We start from the raw sequence: 15,193 nt of genomic DNA on the forward strand, positions 1-15,193 counted from the left end.
CTCGGGGACCTCCCCGCCCCCGCCCTGGTGTGGTCGCGGTGGGCGGGCGCGCCGCACCCGGCAGACTGCTGCCGTGAGCACCCTCGCCGACCTCTCCCTGCCGCACGCCGTGGCGGTCCCGATCCCGTTGCGCTGGTCGGACATGGACGCCTTCGGGCACGTGAACAACACGGCGTTCCTGCGCTTCTTCGAGGACGCCCGGTTCACGGCGTTCCCCGCGGCCGGTGTCGGCACCGGTGGGCAGATGTCGACCCGGGTCCTGCTGGCCGCGCGCCACGAGGTGGAGTACCGCGCGCCCCTGCTCTACGGCCGCCACCAGCTCACCATCGACATCTGGGCGACCCGGCTGGGCACCAGCAGCGTCGACGTGGCCTACCATGCGCGCGCGCTGCACGGCGGCCGGGCGAGCGTGGCTGCGGTCGCCCGCAGCCGCATGGTCCTGGTCGACGTCACCTCCGGGCGCCCGCAGGCCCTGGACGAGGAGGAGCGCGCCCAGTTCACGCCGCACCTCGGCGCCGAGGTCGAGTTCCGCGGCTGGTGAGCGCTGGGCCCGGACGGCGGGCGGGCCGGCGCGAGGAGTTCCACCACGCCGGGCCGCGAGCGCGTGCGTAGGCTGCGGCGCATGGACTACCGCCGACTCGGCCGCACCGGCCTGCGCGTCTCACCGCTGTGCCTGGGCACCATGAACTTCGGGCCCCGCACCAGCGAGAGCGACAGCCACACCGTCATGGACGCCGCGCACGAGCACGGCATCAACTTCTTCGACACCGCCAACGGCTACGGCAGCCACAAGGGCGAGACGGAGGAGATCGTCGGGCGCTGGTTCGCCCAGGGCGGTGGCCGGCGCGACCGCACCGTCCTGGCCACCAAGCTGTACGGCGACATGACCGACTGGCCCAACGACGGGAAGCTGTCGGCCGTCAACATCCGCAAGGCCTGCGACGCCTCCCTGCAGCGGCTCCAGACCGACCACATCGACCTCTACCAGATGCACCACGTCGACCGCGCGACGCCGTGGGAGGAGATCTGGGAGGGCATGAGCGTCCTGCGGCAGCAGGGCAAGGTCGTCTACGCGGGTTCCTCGAACTTCGCCGGCTGGCACCTCGCGGCCGCTCAGGCCAGCGCCGCCGAGCGCAAGCTGGTCGGCCTCGTCAGCGAGCAGTCGCTCTACAACCTGCTCTCGCGCTGGGTGGAGCTCGAGGTGCTGCCCGCGGCGGAGCACTACGGCCTCGGCGTCATCCCGTGGTCGCCGCTGGCCGGTGGCCTGCTGGGCGGGGTGCTCGCCAAGCAGGCCGGTGGGGTCGAGGGCCGCGGCACCGCCAACGCCGCCGGCATCGAGGAGAACCGGGCGGCGCTGGAGGGCTACGAGGCGTTCTGCCGCGAGCTGGGCGCGGACCCCGCCGACGTCGGCATCGCGTGGCTGCTGACGCGGCCCGCGGTCACCGCGCCCATCATCGGTCCGCGGACCGTCGAGCAGCTCACGGGTTCGCTGCGCTCCCTGGACCTCGTCCTGGACCAGGCGGCGCTGGACCGGCTCGACGAGCTGTTCCCGGCCCCGTTCCCCAACGGCAGCGGGCCGGCCCCGGAGGCCTACGCCTGGTGACGTCGCCGACCCCGCGCCTGATCGGCTCTCCGGTCAGGCGCGGGGCGGCCCGTCGCCCCGACGCTCGGCACCGCGGCGCGCCGGCCGCTCACCGCCACCCGCCTGGTCGCGCTTGACGGTCGGCCGGCGGCCCTTGATGGTCGCCTGGCGCAGCGCGGCGATGACGTCGGCGACCGCGGGCTCGGGGACCTCGACGACCGAGAACCGCTCGGAGATCTCGATCGCGCCGACGTCGCGGCCGTTCAGCCCCGCCTCGCCCGTGATGGCGCCGACGAGGTCGCCCGGCCGCACGCCGGCGGCGCGGCCCAGCCCGATGAACACCCGGGCGACGGGCCCCCCGGAGCGGGTCCGCCCGCCCTCGCGACGCCCGCGCGGGTCCTCGCCGCGCGCGGTGCCGGCGCGGTCCGGGCGCAGCGGGACGTCGGGGATGTCCTCGTCGTCCCCGGACGGGGTGGTGGCCTCGTGCGCGAGCTTCACGGCGGCCAGGGCGACGTCCACGACGTCGAACTCGTCGGTCAGGGCCTCCACGACGGCCCGGAACCGGTCCAGCTCGTCCTCCAGCAGGCTCTCGCGCAGCGCGGCCCGCGTGAGCTCCAGCCGCCGAGCGCGCAGGTCCGCCACGGTCGGCAGCTTCTCGACGCGGACCCGCGACCCGGTGACGTGCTCGATGGTCTTGAGCATCCGGTGCCCGCGGGGTTCCACGAGGGTGATGGCGGTGCCCTCGCGGCCCGCGCGCCCGACGCGGCCGATGCGGTGCACGTACGTCTCGGCCGCCGCGGGGACGTCGTAGTTCACGACGTGCGTCAGCTGCTCGACGTCGAGGCCGCGCGCGGCGACGTCGGTGGCCACCAGCAGGTCGGCCGTCCCGGCCCGCAGCCGGCCCATGACCCGGTCGCGCTGCTCCTGGCTCATCCCGCCGTGCAGCGCCTCGGCCCGGTAGCCGCGGGCGTTCAGCGTCTCCGACAGCGAGTCGACCTCCTCGCGGGTGCGGCAGAACACGAGCGCCGCGGTCGGCGCCTCGAGGTCCAGCACCCGCACCAGGGCGGCCGGCTTGTTCGCGCGCGGCACGACGTAGGCGGTCTGGCGCACCAGCGGTTCCTGCCCGGACGCGGGCCGCTCGCGGGCGATCTGCAGGCGCACGGGCTCGCGCAGGTAGCGGCGGGCGAGGGCGTCCAGCCGCCGCGGCATCGTCGCGGAGAACATGACGGTCTGCCGCTCGTCCGGGGTCTCGTCGAGGATCGTCTCGATGTCCTCGGCGAAACCCATGTCCAGCATCTCGTCGGCCTCGTCCAGCACGACGGTCGTGAGCCCGCCCAGGCGCAGGGTCGAGCGCTGCAGGTGGTCCAGCGCCCGGCCGGGGGTCGCGACGACCACGTCCACGCCGGAGTCCAGGGCGCGCAGCTGACGGCCGATCGGCTGACCGCCGTAGACGGGCACCACGCGGGTGCCCAGCCCCCGGCCGTAGCGGTAGAAGGCCTCGGCCACCTGGATGGCGAGCTCCCGGGTGGGCACCAGCACGAGGGCCGCGGGGTCGCGCTCCGTGCGCCCGGCCGGCAGCCGCTGCAGGACGGGCAGCGCGTAGGCCGCGGTCTTCCCCGTGCCCGTGGCCGCCTGGCCCTGCAGGTCCCGGCCCTCGACCAGGGGCGGCACCGCCTCGCGCTGGATCGGCGTGGGCTCCTCGTAGCCGAGCCCGGTCAGGACGCTCAGGAGCTCCGGGCGCAGCCCCAGGTCGGCGAAGGTGCCGCCCTCCTCCGCGGGCTCGGGCCGCGCGTCCGCCCCCGCGTCCCCGGCCGGCTCGGTCGTCTCCGCTGCACTCGTCACGGGGACATCCTCCCGCGTGCGGCGGGCCGATCCGCGCGCCCGGGCCCCGCAACCGCGACCACCGCGGGCCCGCGGTTACGAAGAAGGCCCCGACCGGCACGAGTGCTGGTCGGGGCCTTCTCCGTCGCTGTCTCAACGAGTGTCCGGAGGGGGACTTGAACCCCCACCCACTATACGTGGACTAGCACCTCAAGCTAGCGCGTCTGCCTATTCCGCCACCCGGACGAGTGGGCTCCAGACCCGGCGCGGACGCCGGGCGGAACGGGGAAGACCGTAGCACGCAGCGGGGCGCGCGCCGCGCACCCTGCGTCACCCCGGCGGCCGGGGCGGACGCGCCCGCGAGCGGGCGCCACCCCGCCGGGGGGCACGACGGACGGCGGGCGCGTGCACGGCGGGGGAACCACGGGTGGCGTCCCGCGCGTTGATCACGTCAGCGACGTCGCTGCTCACTCCTGGCTGGGGATCCGGCACGCTCGGTGACCGCGAGGGGTGAGCGGAGGCCCGGGCGGTGGCGTGCGGAGGCGCGAGGCCGAACGGCGGCTAACCTGGGCCAGCGCCGCTGAACAGCCACGCGGGCGCCCGTCACGAGCGCAGAGCCCGGGTGGGCGGTCGACCACCACGGACTGGGGAAGCCCTTGAACGACACCACCCGCCAGGACGCCGCGGGGAACTCGACGTTCCGGCCGGCCAACGCGGCCCTGCTCTCGGTGACGCACCTCGAGGCGCCGGTCGTCGTCCCCTCCTCGTACTTCGACGAGGTCCTGGCCCCCACGATGGAGCGGCTGAAGCTGCGCCCGGGCCTGCTCGAGAAGGTCGCCGGCGTCCGCGAGCGCCGCTGGTGGTCCGATGGCGCGCAGGCCTCCGACGCCGCGGCCGAGTGCGGGCTGAAGGCCCTCTCCGAGGCCGGGGTGGACGCCAAGGATGTCGGGGTCGTCATCAGCACCACGGTGACCCGCCCGTTCCTGGAGCCCGCGGTCGCGACGTCGATCCACCACGCGATGGACCTGCCCACGTCCGCGCTCAACTTCGACCTCGCCAACGCGTGCCTCGCGTGGGTCAACGGCGTCCAGGTCGCTTCGGCGATGATCGACGCGGGCGCCGTGCGCTACGCCGTCGTCCTCGGCGCCGAGGACGTGCGGCCCATGCACGAGGGCACCATCGAGCGCCTGCTGCGCCCCGACGTCACCCGCCGCGACTTCCTGGACCAGTTCGCCACCATGACCCTGGGCTGCGGGGCTGCGGCGGCCGTCCTCGGACGGGCGGACGAGCACCCCGAGGCGCACCGCATCCTCGGCGGGACGGGCCGCGCGGGCACCGCCCACCACGAGCTGTGCATCGGCGACATGACGCACATGCGGACCGACGCGAAGCTGCTGCTGACCGAGGGCATCGAGATCGTCGCGGACGCCTTCAACGGCGGCGACGCGCTGTGGGGCTGGCGCGACGCGGACCGCTTCGTCATCCACCAGATCTCCCGCGTGCACACCCAGACCGTCGTCGAGCGGCTGGGCCTGGACCCGGAGAAGGTGCCGCGCACCTTCCCGCACTGGGGCAACGTCGGCCCGATCTCGCTGCCCATGACCCTGGCGCAGACGGCGCCGGAGCTGACGCGCGGCGACCGCGTCATCGCCATGGGGGTGGGCTCCGGCCTGAACTCCGCCATGGTCGAGATCGCCTGGTGACGACGACCCCCTCCCGCCGTCCCGCGCGTCCGGCGTCGCTGCCCCCCCGCGGGCTGCCGGGGCTGGACCCCGCGTGGTCGCGGCTGGTGCCCTCGCCGGACGCCGACGGGCGCGTGCGCACGTGGCACGTCCTCGACACCGCACCGGACGCCGGCGCCGACGGGCCCGGCGTGCGGGGCACGCTGCTGTGCGTGCACGGCAACCCGACGTGGTCCTACCTGTGGCGCGACCTCGTCGCGCGGGGCGCGGCCGCCGGGTGGCGCGTCGTGGCCGTGGACCAGCTCGAGATGGGCTACTCCGAGCGCACGGGCGTGCGCCGGGGCCTCGCGCACCGCGTGCGCGACCTCGGCGCGCTCGTGGAGACCCTCGGGCTGACCGGCGACGTCGTCGCGGTCGGGCACGACTGGGGTGGCGTGATCGCGACCGGCTGGGCCGCGGCGGAGGACGCGCACGCGCGGGCCCGCGCCGGGGCGCCCGCGGGACGGCACCGCGCGGTGGAACGCCCGCGGCGCCTCGCGGGGCTCGTCGTGATGAACACCGCGGCCGCGCACCCCGCCGAGGACCCGGCGCCCGGCCCGCTGCGGCTCGCGACCCTGCCCGGGGTCCTGCCGCTGGTCACGAGCCGCACCGACGCGTTCCTGCGCACGACGCTGGCCCTGACGCACCCGCCGCTGGCCGCCGACGTGCGCGCGGCCTACCGCGCCCCCTACCGCGGCGCGGCCGACCGGGCGGGGGTGGAGGACTTCGTGGCCGACGTGCCCGTCGGCCCGGCCCACGCGTCGCGCCCCGCGATCGACGAGGTCGCCGCGGGCGCTGAGCGGCTCGGGCGCTCCGGGCTGCCCGCCCTGGTGCTGTGGGGGCCGCGCGACCCCGTGTTCGGCGAGGAGTACCTGCGGGACTGGCGACGGCGGCTGCCCGGCGCCGACGTCCACCGCTTCGAGGGCGCCGGGCACCTGCTGCCCGAGGACGCCGACGTGGCCGGGGCCGTCCTGCGCTGGCTGGACACCCGGCTCGGCTCCCCCGCCGCACCTCCCGCCGAGGAGGAGGCGACCGCGCCCGAAGGGTCCCCGCACGTCCCGCTCTGGACGCGACTGGACGAGCGCGCGGACTCCGCCGAGGAGGCTGTGGTCGAGATGGGCCCCGACGGCGTGGCCCGGCGCGTGCCGTGGTCGCTGCTGCACCGGCGCACGCAGGAGATCGCGGCGGGGCTGCTGGAGTTCGGCGTCGAGCCCGGGCAGCGCGTCTCGCTGCTCGTGCCACCCGGCGCGGACCTGACCGCGGCCGTGTACGCCGTCGTGCGCATCGGCGCGGTCGGGGTGCTCGCCGACGCGGGCCTGGGCCTGCGCGGGCTCACGCGCGCCGTGCGGGGAGCCGGCGTCGACGTCGTCATCGGCGTCTCGCGGGCCCTGGTCGGGGCACGCGTGCTGGGCTGGCCGGGGCGCCGGGTCGCCGCCGGGCCCGTCGCCGACGAGGTGCTGCGCCTGACCGGCACGCGCGTCACGCTCGCCGACCTCGCCGCCCTGGGGGCGCGCCGCCTGGCCGAGGGGGTGGCGCTGCCCCCGGCGCCCGAGCCGTCGGCCGAGGCCGTCGTGCTCTTCACGTCCGGCTCCACCGGCCCGGCCAAGGGCGTCGTCTACACCCACCGCCAGCTCTCGGAGCTGGCCGCGGCCATGGGCGCCACGATCCGGATCGGGCCGGGCCAGGGGCTCGTCTCGGCCTTCGCCCCGTTCGCGCTGTTCGGGCCCGCGCTGGGCGCGACGTGCGTCGTGCCGGCCATGGACGTCACGCGCCCCGCGACGCTCACCGCGAGCGCCCTCGCGGCGGCCGTGGCGGCGAGCGGGTCGACCTCGGCGTTCCTGTCCCCCGCCGCCCTGGTCAACGTGCTCGCCACGGCGGACGCGCTCGACGACGCGGACCGCGCCGCGCTGGCCCGGGTGCAGGTGCTGCTGTCCGCGGGTGCGCCCGTGCCGGACGCGCTGCTGCAGCGCGCGAGGACCCTGATGCCGCTGGCCGACCCGCGCAGCCCCTACGGCGCCACGGAGGTGCTGCCCGCGACCGACGTCAGCCTCGACGAGGTCCTCGCGGCCGGGGCCGGCGAGGGCATCTGCGTGGGCCGTCCGGTCGAGGGCGCCGTCGTCGCGATCGCGCCGCTGGACGCCGACGGGCACGCGGGTGAGCAGCTCGTCCTGGACGCCGACGTGACGGGCGAGGTCGTCGTCGGCGCCTCCCACGTCAAGGACCACTACGACCAGCTGTGGCTGACGCAGGCCGACAGCGTCGCGGTCCGCGCGCCCGCCGGGGCCGCACCGCGGCGCTGGCACCGCACGGGTGACGTCGGGCACCTGGACGCGCAGGGGCGGGTGTGGATCGAGGGCCGGCTCGCGCACGTCGTGGTCACGGGCACGGAGGTGGTGACGCCCGTGGGCGTGGAGCAGCGGGCGGAGTCGGTGCCCGGCATCGCGCGCGCCGCCCTCGTGGGCGTCGGCCCCCGGCCGGCGCGCCAGCTCGCGGTGGTCGCCGAGGCGAGCGAGCCCGTGGCGCGCACGAGTGTCGCGGACCCCGAGCTCGCCGAGGCCGTGCGCACCGCGACGGGCCGCGACCTGGTCGCCGTGCTCCTCGTCCCGGCCCTGCCGACGGACGTGCGGCACAACTCCAAGATCGACCGGGTCCGGGTCGCGGCGTGGGCCGGCCGGGCCCTCGCGGGTGAGCGCGTGCCCCCGCTGGTGCCGGGGCGCGCGGGAGGGAGGCGGCGGTGAGGGTCCTCGTCACGGGCGCCAGCGGCATGCTGGGCCGCGAGACCGCGCGGGCCTTCGCGCGGCGCGGGGACGCCGTGCGCGTGCTGCAGCGTCGGCCGAGCGGCCTCGAGGGCACCGAGGAGGTGCTCGGCTCCATCACCGACCCCGACGCGGTGCGCGCGGCCGTGGCCGGCGTGGACACGGTCGTGCACCTGGCGGCCAAGGTGTCCATCACGGGCCCGCACGCGGAGTTCGTCGCGGTCAACGTCGACGGCACGCGGACGCTGCTCGCGCAGGCGCGGGCCGCGGGGGTCCGGCGCTTCGTGATGGTGTCCTCGCCCTCGGTGGCGCACGCGGGGTCGGCGCTGGTCGGCGCGGGCACGACGCCCGCCGACCCGGGCGCGGCCCACGGCTCGTACGCGGTCACCAAGGGCCAGGCGGAGCTGCTCGCGCTGGCTGCGGACGCCCCGGGCTTCGCGGTCGTCGCGGTGCGCCCGCACATCGTCATCGGGCCGGGCGACACGCAGCTGGTGCAGCGCATCGCCGACCGCGCCCGCGCCGGCCGGCTGCCCCTGCTGGACGCCGGCACGGCGCTCATCGACACCACCTACGTCGACAACGCCGTCGACGCGATGCTCGCCGCGGCCGACCGCGCCGACGTCGCCCACGGGCAGGCCTTCGTCGTGACGAACGGGGAACCGCGCACGGTCGCCGAGGTCTTCGCCCGCATCTGCGCGGCGGCGGGCGTGCCCGCACCGACCCGCCGCGTGCCCGCGGCGGCCGCGAAGGTGGCGGGCAGCGTCGTCGAGCGGGTCTGGACGTGGGGGCGGCTGCCCGACGAGCCGCCCATGACGCGCTTCCTCGCCGAGCAGCTGTCCACCGCGCACTGGTTCGACCAGCGCCGCACGCGAGAGGTCCTGCGGTGGGCGCCGCGCGTGCCCCTGGACGAGGGGTTCCGCCGGCTCGCGGGCGGCTTCGGGCGCTGACGGCGCCCGCGCGGGGGCGGCGCCTCCCCCGCGCGGCGACCGGCCCGCCCGGCTAGCGTGGGGCCGTGATCACGCCGGACGCTCGCAGGGCCCGCCGCGTGGAGCTGCGCCAGGAGGCCCGCCGCAACTACGAGCAGCTGCGCGAGGTCGACCTGCAGTCGCGGCCCGGGGAGCACTCGCTGCACCGGGCCGCGCGCATCGAGAACGCGCTCAAGGGCGTGGTGGGGTCGGGCCTGCGCCGCCGCGGGTACCACGCCTTCGCCCTGGCCTTCCCCGGCTACGGCGGCCCCGGCTGGGTGCGGGTGCTGGGCCGGGTGCTGCTGGGCCGCGACGAGGCCGCGAAGGACGTCCCCGCGCCCGTGTCGGTGCGCGGCTGGCGCAACTTCCTCACGGTGCCGGTCGCGGGGCAGGCCGTGCACGTGCGCATCGGCGGCCAGGAGCGCGTGCTGGTCACCGACCGCGGCGGCTACCTCGACCAGGTCATCGACGTCGACCTGCCGCCCGGCGAGCACGAGATCACCCTGAGCGTGGACCCCGGCGGCCCCGACCCAGCGCCGGACGCAGCGGCCGACGAGGCGGCGGACGAGGTGCTGGAGGTCGTCGCGGACGACACCGAGGGCGGCGCGGAGCTGGCGCCCGAGGCCGCGGTGCGCCGCGTCGGCACGGCCCGCGTCGTGGTCGTCGGCCCGCAGCCGCAGCTCGGGCTGCTCAGCGACATCGACGACACCGTCGTCGTGACGCGCCTGCCCCGGCCGCTCATCGCGGCGTGGAACAGCTTCGTCATCGACGAGCGTGCGCGTGTGCCCGTCAACGGGATGGCCGAGCTGTACCAGCAGTTCGTCGAGGAGAACCCCGGGTCCCCCGTCGTGTACCTGTCGACGGGGGCGTGGAACGCGGCACCGACCCTGGTGCGCTTCCTCAGCCGCTCCGGGTACCCGGAGGGTCCGCTGCTGCTGACCGACTGGGGCCCGACCAACACGGGGTGGTTCCGCGACGGCCGAGCGCACAAGCGGGGTTCCCTGGCCCGCCTCGTGCAGGAACTCCCGCAGGTCACGTGGCTGCTGGTCGGCGACGACGGTCAGCACGACCCGAGCATCTACGCGGAGTTCCTCGCGGCGGCCCCCGAACGTGTTGCGGCGGTAGGCATCCGGCGCCTGACGCCGGCGGAGCAGCTGCTCGCGGGCGGGCACGCGCTGGCGTCGCCGAGCCAGCCGGTCGACAGCGAGGTCCCGTGGGTCAGCGGCGACAACGGCTACGAGCTGATGCACCGCTGGTACCGCGCGGGCGTGCTGCGCCGCGGCTGACCCCGCCCGGTCCGCGGCCCCCGGACGTGACGAGGGCCGGTCCGCGGTGCGGACCGGCCCTCGTCGTCACGGGGTGCTGCTCGTCAGAGCCGCACGCGCCGCGGGTTGGCGACCGTGGTGAGGTCGATGACGTCGCGGACGTCGATGACCTGCGGGTCGTGCTGGTGTGCCTCGTTCATGCTGACCTCCGTGCTAGGACCGGCCGACGCTCCTCGTGGGCACGTCGGGCGCTGCTGCTCGTCGAACCGCAGACGGCGCTGTCCTCACCCCGTGGGGGGTGCGCGGATCGAGAGGGACTCGAGCGCTGGTGGCGTCTCGTCCCGTGGTGGGAGTCTAGTGACGGCGGCTGCGGGGGGCGTCCCCCGGACGGGCGCACCGAGGGGTGATGTGCGTCACCGCGTGGGCCGGTCGGAGCGCCAGCAGGCCCGGCCGGCCGTCTTGGCCGCGTACATGGCGGTGTCGGCGTCGCGCAGCAGCTCCGCGGCCGAGCGGGAGCCGTCGGTGAGGACGGCCCCCACGCTGGCGGTGACCTCCACGGCCCCGTCCGGCAGCGGCACCACGACGGTCAGCTCGGCGCAGACCCGCGCCGCCACGGCCGCGAGGGCGGCCTCGTCCTCGACGTCCTCGCACACGACGACGAACTCGTCGCCGCCCAGGCGTGCGGCGGTGTCGCCCGCGCGCAGCACGCCGCGCAGCCGGTCGGCCACCTCGCGCAGCACGTCGTCGCCGGCCTGGTGCCCGAGGGCGTCGTTGACCTCCTTGAAGTGGTCGAGGTCGACGAAGAGGACGGCGACGCGGCCACCGCGGCGGCGGGTGCGCGCCACGGCCGCGGTCAGCCGCTCGTGCACGGCGGCACGGTTGGGCAGCCCCGTGAGCGCGTCGTGGCGGGCGGCGTGCGCCAGCTGCTCGACCTCGCGGCGGCGGGCGGTGACGTCCTCCACGAAGACGAGCACGGCGGGCTGCCCCTCGGACGTGGTGGTGGTGGACAGGGACAGCTGCGCCCACGCCACGGCACCGGAGGGCAGCTCGAAGCGCCGCTCGCGGTGCACGACCTCCACGGTCCCCGCGACGAGGTCCGCCAGCTGCTGCGCGGCGAGGGCCGTCTCCGCGCGCGCGTCCGCCTCGTCGCCGCCGGCGGGCGCCACGGGGGCCAGCAGCTCGTCGGCGCTGGTGCCCAGCAGCTCCGCCGCGTCCCGCTCGAGGAAGGTGCACAGGGCGTCGTTGACCTCGCTGATCCAGCCGTCGAGGCCGTGCAGCAGCATGCCCACGGGGCCGCGGGCGAAGATCTCGTGGAAGCGGCGCTCGGAGCCGGCGAGCGCGTCCATGGTCGTGATCGTCTCGGTGAGGTCCTGGGCGATGCCCACGGCCCGCACGGGCACCCCGGCCCGCCGGTCGCTGACGACCGAGCGGGTGTGCACCCAGCGCCACTCCCCGGCGACGTCGACGCGGTAGGTGCACTCGACGACCTCGCCCTCACCGGCCGTGGACAGCGCGGCGAGGGCGCTCGCCAGCGCGGGCCGGTCGTCGGCGTGGACGTGCTCGGCCGCGGCGAGCGGGCCGCTCCCGGGCAGGCCGAGCACGGCGCCGCCGGGGGTGTTGGTCCACTCCACCACCCGCTGGAGGAGGTCGAGCCGGTAGATCGTGTCGGGGGACGCGGAGATCACGGCCTCCTGGCGGGCCAGGAGCTCGCGGGCGAGCCGGGCGGCGTCGCGCTCCGCCCCGACGTCGCGCAGGGACAGCGTCGCTCCCCCGCCCGGCAGCGCGACGGCGCGGACGTGCACGAGCAGCCGCCGGCCGTCGGACCGCTCGACGCAGACGTCGGCGTCCAGGGGGCCGGGACCGAGCGCCCGCAGCAGGTCGGTGCCGTGCGGTGCGCGCCCGGCCGGTGCACCGGCGTGCGGGGAGGCCGCGCCGTCGTCGAGGTCCAGACCCGTCCACCAGGACAGGCGTGCGCTCCCGAGGGCGGCCGCGGGATCCAGGGCCAGCAGCAGGGCGGCACCGCGCGTCACGTGGCGCAGGGCACCGCGGGCGTCGAGCACGAGCAGGGCCAGGCCGGAGGCCTCCACCGCGTCGGACAGCGCGGCGGCGTCGAGCGGGGCGGGCAGTGCGGCGTGGGCGGTGCCGGCGGTCCGCCGCAGGTCACCGGTGGCCCCACCGGGTGCCGGACGAGCGCTCGTGCGCGCTGCAACCACGTCGTGCCCTCCTCGCTCCCCCACCGTCCAGCAGGGCATCGGCACGTCGGCGGCGGACTTGAGCCGCGGACGTCAGCGGATCGAGGGAGCCGGGCGGTGGAGGCGGTCCCGGCCAGAGGGGTTGCGGCCGCAGAGGTCCCGGCGGGTCAGGGGTCCCGGCCGGGTCAGGACCCCGCGCGCCGGACGATGCCCCGCAGGGCCGTGATGGCCTCCTCGGAGGCCGCGGCCGCGGCGAGGTTCGCCTCGCGGACGGCCTCGTACACCTCCTGCCGGTGCACCTGCACGTCGCGGGGCGCGTCGATGCCGACCCGGACGACGTCACCGCGCACCTCCAGCACGCGCACGACGACTTCGTCACCGATGACGACGGACTCCCCGGCCTTGCGCGTCAGGACCAGCATGGGAGCAGCATAGGTGACGAACCGTGTTCGTCCATGTGGAAACAGTGATGTCTTCGGGACGAGGGAGACGGTCGGGGCGCGTGTGCCGCAGGGACGTCCCCGACCCCGGTGCCGCAGGCCCGCCCGGACACGACGACGGCCCCGCCCCTCAAGGGGGCGAGGCCGGGACGGTCGGGCGGCGCGGTGGTCGGGCGCGGTCGGGCTCAGGCGGCGCTGCGCCGACGTTCGAGCGCCTCGGCGCGACGGGCCGCGGCCTCCTCGACGCGAGCGGTCTGCGCCGCCTGCTCGGAGGCGCGCTCGTACCCCGTGAGCACCGAGCGCAGCACCTTGCCGGCGACGAGCGCGACGAGCAGCGCGAGCGCCAGGTGCCACAGGGCGGTGTCGACCCCGCCGCTGCCGGTGAAGGCGGCGACGATCGACGGGCCGGCCATCAGCAGGCTGGCGGCGAGCACGAGTGCTTTCATCGTTCCCCTCGGCGGCGGTTCTCGATCTGGATCCTCATGACGTAGCGGCGCACCCGGTCCGCGACCTGGACCGGGACCGGCTCGACGAACTCGAGGACCGCGTCCTGCGGCCGGTCGGCGTCCAGCGAGGTCGACCCGGGGACGGGTCGCACGCGCAGGACCTCCGCGAGCTGCACGACGGCGACCCCGTCGACGTCGAGTTCGAGCCGGACCTCGCGGCCGGCCCCCACCCAGGGGCGGGCGGCGGCGCGGACGCAGGCGCCGCCCTCACTCAGATCGACCATCTCCGCGTCGAGCTTGAGCTCGCCGGGGTCACGGGCCGCGACCTCCGCCGCGTCGTCGCGGGCGTGCAGGACGTGGTGCATCGCAGCGCGACCGACGACGGGGACGCGCACGAAGCGCCGGCGCTGCTCGGTCGTGACGGGGCCGTCGGCGAGCAGCTCCCAGCACGGCACGAGGCGCCGCGCGACGGCGGTGATGACGAAGTCCTGCCGGCACTGCCCGCGCGGGGTCGACCAGGCGACGGTGATGCTCTTGCCCTCGACGGCGACGTGCAGGTCCCCGGCGAACGGCGGGGCCGCGACGACGAGGACGTCGCCGCCGGAGTCGTGGCGGACGTCCTCGACGCGGGTGATCTCGTCGAACTCGTCACCGTCGGCGCGCGCGGGAAGGTCCAGGCGCACGTGGACCCGGTCGTTGAGACCGGGCCACCCCGTGGGGACGCCCACCGCGGTGCGCGTCCCCCCGAGGCCGGGGCTCACCGACCGAGGGAGCTGCCGGGCTCGGACGTCGCGTCGAGGAGCAGCCCCGCCCACGCCCCCGAGGTCGCGGGCCGCCCGTCGAGGAAGCCGACGGGCACGTCCAGGGAGAGGACGTCCAGCGGGTCCGGGCTCTCCGCGGCGCGGTGCACCGCGACGCGGCGGGCGGGGACGCCGGCGGCGTCGAGCGCGCGGAGCAGACCGGTCACGGCGTGCGAGCGCCGGGTGGCGTCGACGCAGACCACGACGGCCGCGGGGCCGACGCTGGCGGCGAGGCGGGCGGCGCGCTCGGCGTCGGCCCCGGTGGGACGGGCCGGCAGCGCGACGGTGAGCGGGGCGCTCCAGCGGCGCGCCTGCTCCTGGCGCTGGGGCAGCTCCTCCGCGGTGACCGTGCGGTGCACGTCGGCGCGGCCGAGCACGACGGGGGCCTCGGACCCCACCTCGTCGGCGACCAGCAGGCTGGCGGCCACGACGGCGTCGGCCTCGCCGACGACGATGACGATCTCGCCGGCGCCGATGCGCAGGGGGTTCGGGACGTCGATCTCGCGGGCCAGGCGGAGGACGTCGCCGGGCTCGTTCTGCTCGCGGGACACGGAGCGGCGGGGCGCCTGGCGGTCGCTGTACGTGGTCACGTCGTCACGATACGCCGAACGGGGCTCGGGTGCCTCGTTCTCGCGACGATCCGTGACCTCCCGGCCGGCGGGGCGCTCGCGGGGACCGTCGTAGCGGTCCGCCTCGTAGCGCTCACCCTCGTAGCGGTCCGCCTCGTAGCGCTCACCCTCGTAGCGGTCGGCCTCGGGGCGGTGGCGGCGCGACTCGCGCTCGTCGGCCTCGGCGGCCGGCGGCTCGTAGGCGTGCGTCTCGGGGGCGTCGTAGCCGCGACCCTCGTAGCCGCGGTCGGCCGGGACGCGCTGGTGCTCGTCGCGCTGCAGGGGCGCCGCGGCGCGCGGCTCGGCGAACCCCTCGGCGTTCTCGGCGTACGCGCGCTCTCCCACGCGGTGGGCCGAGGCCACACCGTTGGACGTGCCGAACTGGTCAGGGCTCACGTAGTCCTCCGTCACGCGTGCGGCGGCCCCGGAGCCCTCGTGTCGAGCCAGGGGTGCTTGAGTGACAGACGGTACAACAGGTGTGACGTTCGGTGCAGTCGAAGGCGAGCCGTCGCTCAGGTGACGGCGCATCGAGGCGAGGGCGAACGCGAAGCTGTCCCCCTCCGTGGAGATCGGCCGGTGCGGGGCGGGCGCGGGGGC

The 15,193-nt window shown here is 76.6% G+C and carries 12 protein-coding genes and 1 tRNA gene; 6 read left to right on the forward strand and 7 right to left on the reverse strand.

The window, feature by feature from the left end:
* The first annotated feature begins 73 nt into the window (after nt 1-73).
* Together GTR02_RS12450 and GTR02_RS12455 are read left to right on the forward strand one after the other, a co-directional pair.
* Complete coding sequence (locus GTR02_RS12450) at nt 74-541, forward strand: thioesterase family protein (protein ID WP_205709151.1); 468 nt, start codon at nt 74-76, stop codon at nt 539-541.
* A gap of 81 nt (nt 542-622) precedes the next feature.
* Nucleotides 623-1,603 carry an aldo/keto reductase gene (locus GTR02_RS12455; protein ID WP_166607819.1) on the forward strand — a complete coding sequence of 327 codons (981 nt, stop codon included), beginning with the start codon at nt 623-625 and terminating at the stop codon, nt 1,601-1,603.
* 33 nt (nt 1,604-1,636) lie between these two features.
* On the opposite strand, the gene GTR02_RS12460 is transcribed toward GTR02_RS12455, so the two are convergent.
* Nucleotides 1,637-3,424, reverse strand: coding sequence for a DEAD/DEAH box helicase (locus GTR02_RS12460; protein ID WP_166607820.1), 1,788 nt, complete (start codon nt 3,422-3,424; stop codon nt 1,637-1,639).
* Between the two features lie 140 nt (nt 3,425-3,564).
* Nucleotides 3,565-3,649, reverse strand: a tRNA-Leu gene (locus tag GTR02_RS12465).
* A 410-nt stretch (nt 3,650-4,059) separates the two neighbouring features.
* On the opposite strand from GTR02_RS12465, the gene GTR02_RS12470 reads away from it, so the two are divergent.
* From GTR02_RS12470 to GTR02_RS24455, 4 genes are all read left to right on the forward strand, one after another.
* A complete protein-coding gene (locus GTR02_RS12470; protein WP_166607821.1) occupies nt 4,060-5,106 on the forward strand; it encodes a 3-oxoacyl-ACP synthase III in 1,047 nt (348 codons plus the stop codon).
* Nucleotides 5,103-7,862 (forward strand): alpha/beta fold hydrolase, encoded by a 2,760-nt coding sequence (locus GTR02_RS12475; protein WP_205709152.1) that lies wholly within the window; start codon nt 5,103-5,105, stop codon nt 7,860-7,862. Before GTR02_RS12470 ends, GTR02_RS12475 begins: the two co-directional genes overlap by 4 nt.
* Nucleotides 7,859-8,827: an NAD-dependent epimerase/dehydratase family protein gene (locus GTR02_RS12480; protein WP_166607822.1), complete on the forward strand. Its 969-nt coding sequence runs from the start codon at nt 7,859-7,861 to the stop codon at nt 8,825-8,827. Before GTR02_RS12475 ends, GTR02_RS12480 begins: the two co-directional genes overlap by 4 nt.
* A 65-nt stretch (nt 8,828-8,892) precedes the next feature.
* Nucleotides 8,893-10,131 (forward strand): phosphatase domain-containing protein, encoded by a 1,239-nt coding sequence (locus GTR02_RS24455; RefSeq protein WP_205709153.1) that lies wholly within the window; start codon nt 8,893-8,895, stop codon nt 10,129-10,131.
* 392 nt (nt 10,132-10,523) lie between these two features.
* Here GTR02_RS24455 and GTR02_RS12490 read toward each other — a convergent pair whose 3' ends face one another.
* From GTR02_RS12490 to GTR02_RS12510, 5 genes are all read right to left on the reverse strand, one after another.
* Complete coding sequence (locus GTR02_RS12490) at nt 10,524-12,323, reverse strand: diguanylate cyclase domain-containing protein (RefSeq protein ID WP_166607823.1); 1,800 nt, start codon at nt 12,321-12,323, stop codon at nt 10,524-10,526.
* A 164-nt stretch (nt 12,324-12,487) separates the two neighbouring features.
* Nucleotides 12,488-12,724, reverse strand: a complete 237-nt coding sequence (gene csrA / locus GTR02_RS12495) for a carbon storage regulator CsrA (RefSeq protein WP_166607824.1) — start codon at nt 12,722-12,724, stop codon at nt 12,488-12,490.
* 203 nt (nt 12,725-12,927) lie between these two features.
* Nucleotides 12,928-13,188, reverse strand: a complete 261-nt coding sequence (locus GTR02_RS12500; RefSeq protein WP_166607825.1) for a hypothetical protein — start codon at nt 13,186-13,188, stop codon at nt 12,928-12,930.
* Nucleotides 13,185-13,949, reverse strand: a complete 765-nt coding sequence (locus GTR02_RS24460; protein WP_166607826.1) for a PilZ domain-containing protein — start codon at nt 13,947-13,949, stop codon at nt 13,185-13,187. The genes GTR02_RS12500 and GTR02_RS24460 overlap by 4 nt, the downstream gene beginning before the upstream one ends.
* Nucleotides 13,946-14,992, reverse strand: a complete 1,047-nt coding sequence (locus GTR02_RS12510; RefSeq protein ID WP_166607827.1) for a hypothetical protein — start codon at nt 14,990-14,992, stop codon at nt 13,946-13,948. The genes GTR02_RS24460 and GTR02_RS12510 overlap by 4 nt, the downstream gene beginning before the upstream one ends.
* Between the last annotated feature and the right edge of the window lie 201 nt (nt 14,993-15,193).

Origin of the sequence: Kineococcus siccus (genome assembly GCF_009906795.1) — a bacterium.
GTDB classification, from domain to species: domain Bacteria; phylum Actinomycetota; class Actinomycetes; order Actinomycetales; family Kineococcaceae; genus Kineococcus; species Kineococcus siccus.

Bases quoted from the DNA above. Each gene is read 5' to 3' on its own strand.
- GTR02_RS12455 (WP_166607819.1), top strand. From the start codon at position 623: ATGGACTACCGCCGACTCGGCCGCACCGGCCTGCGCGTCTCACCGCTG.
- GTR02_RS12500 (WP_166607825.1), bottom strand. From the start codon at position 13,188: ATGAAAGCACTCGTGCTCGCCGCCAGCCTGCTGATGGCCGGCCCGTCG.
- csrA (WP_166607824.1), bottom strand. From the start codon at position 12,724: ATGCTGGTCCTGACGCGCAAGGCCGGGGAGTCCGTCGTCATCGGTGAC.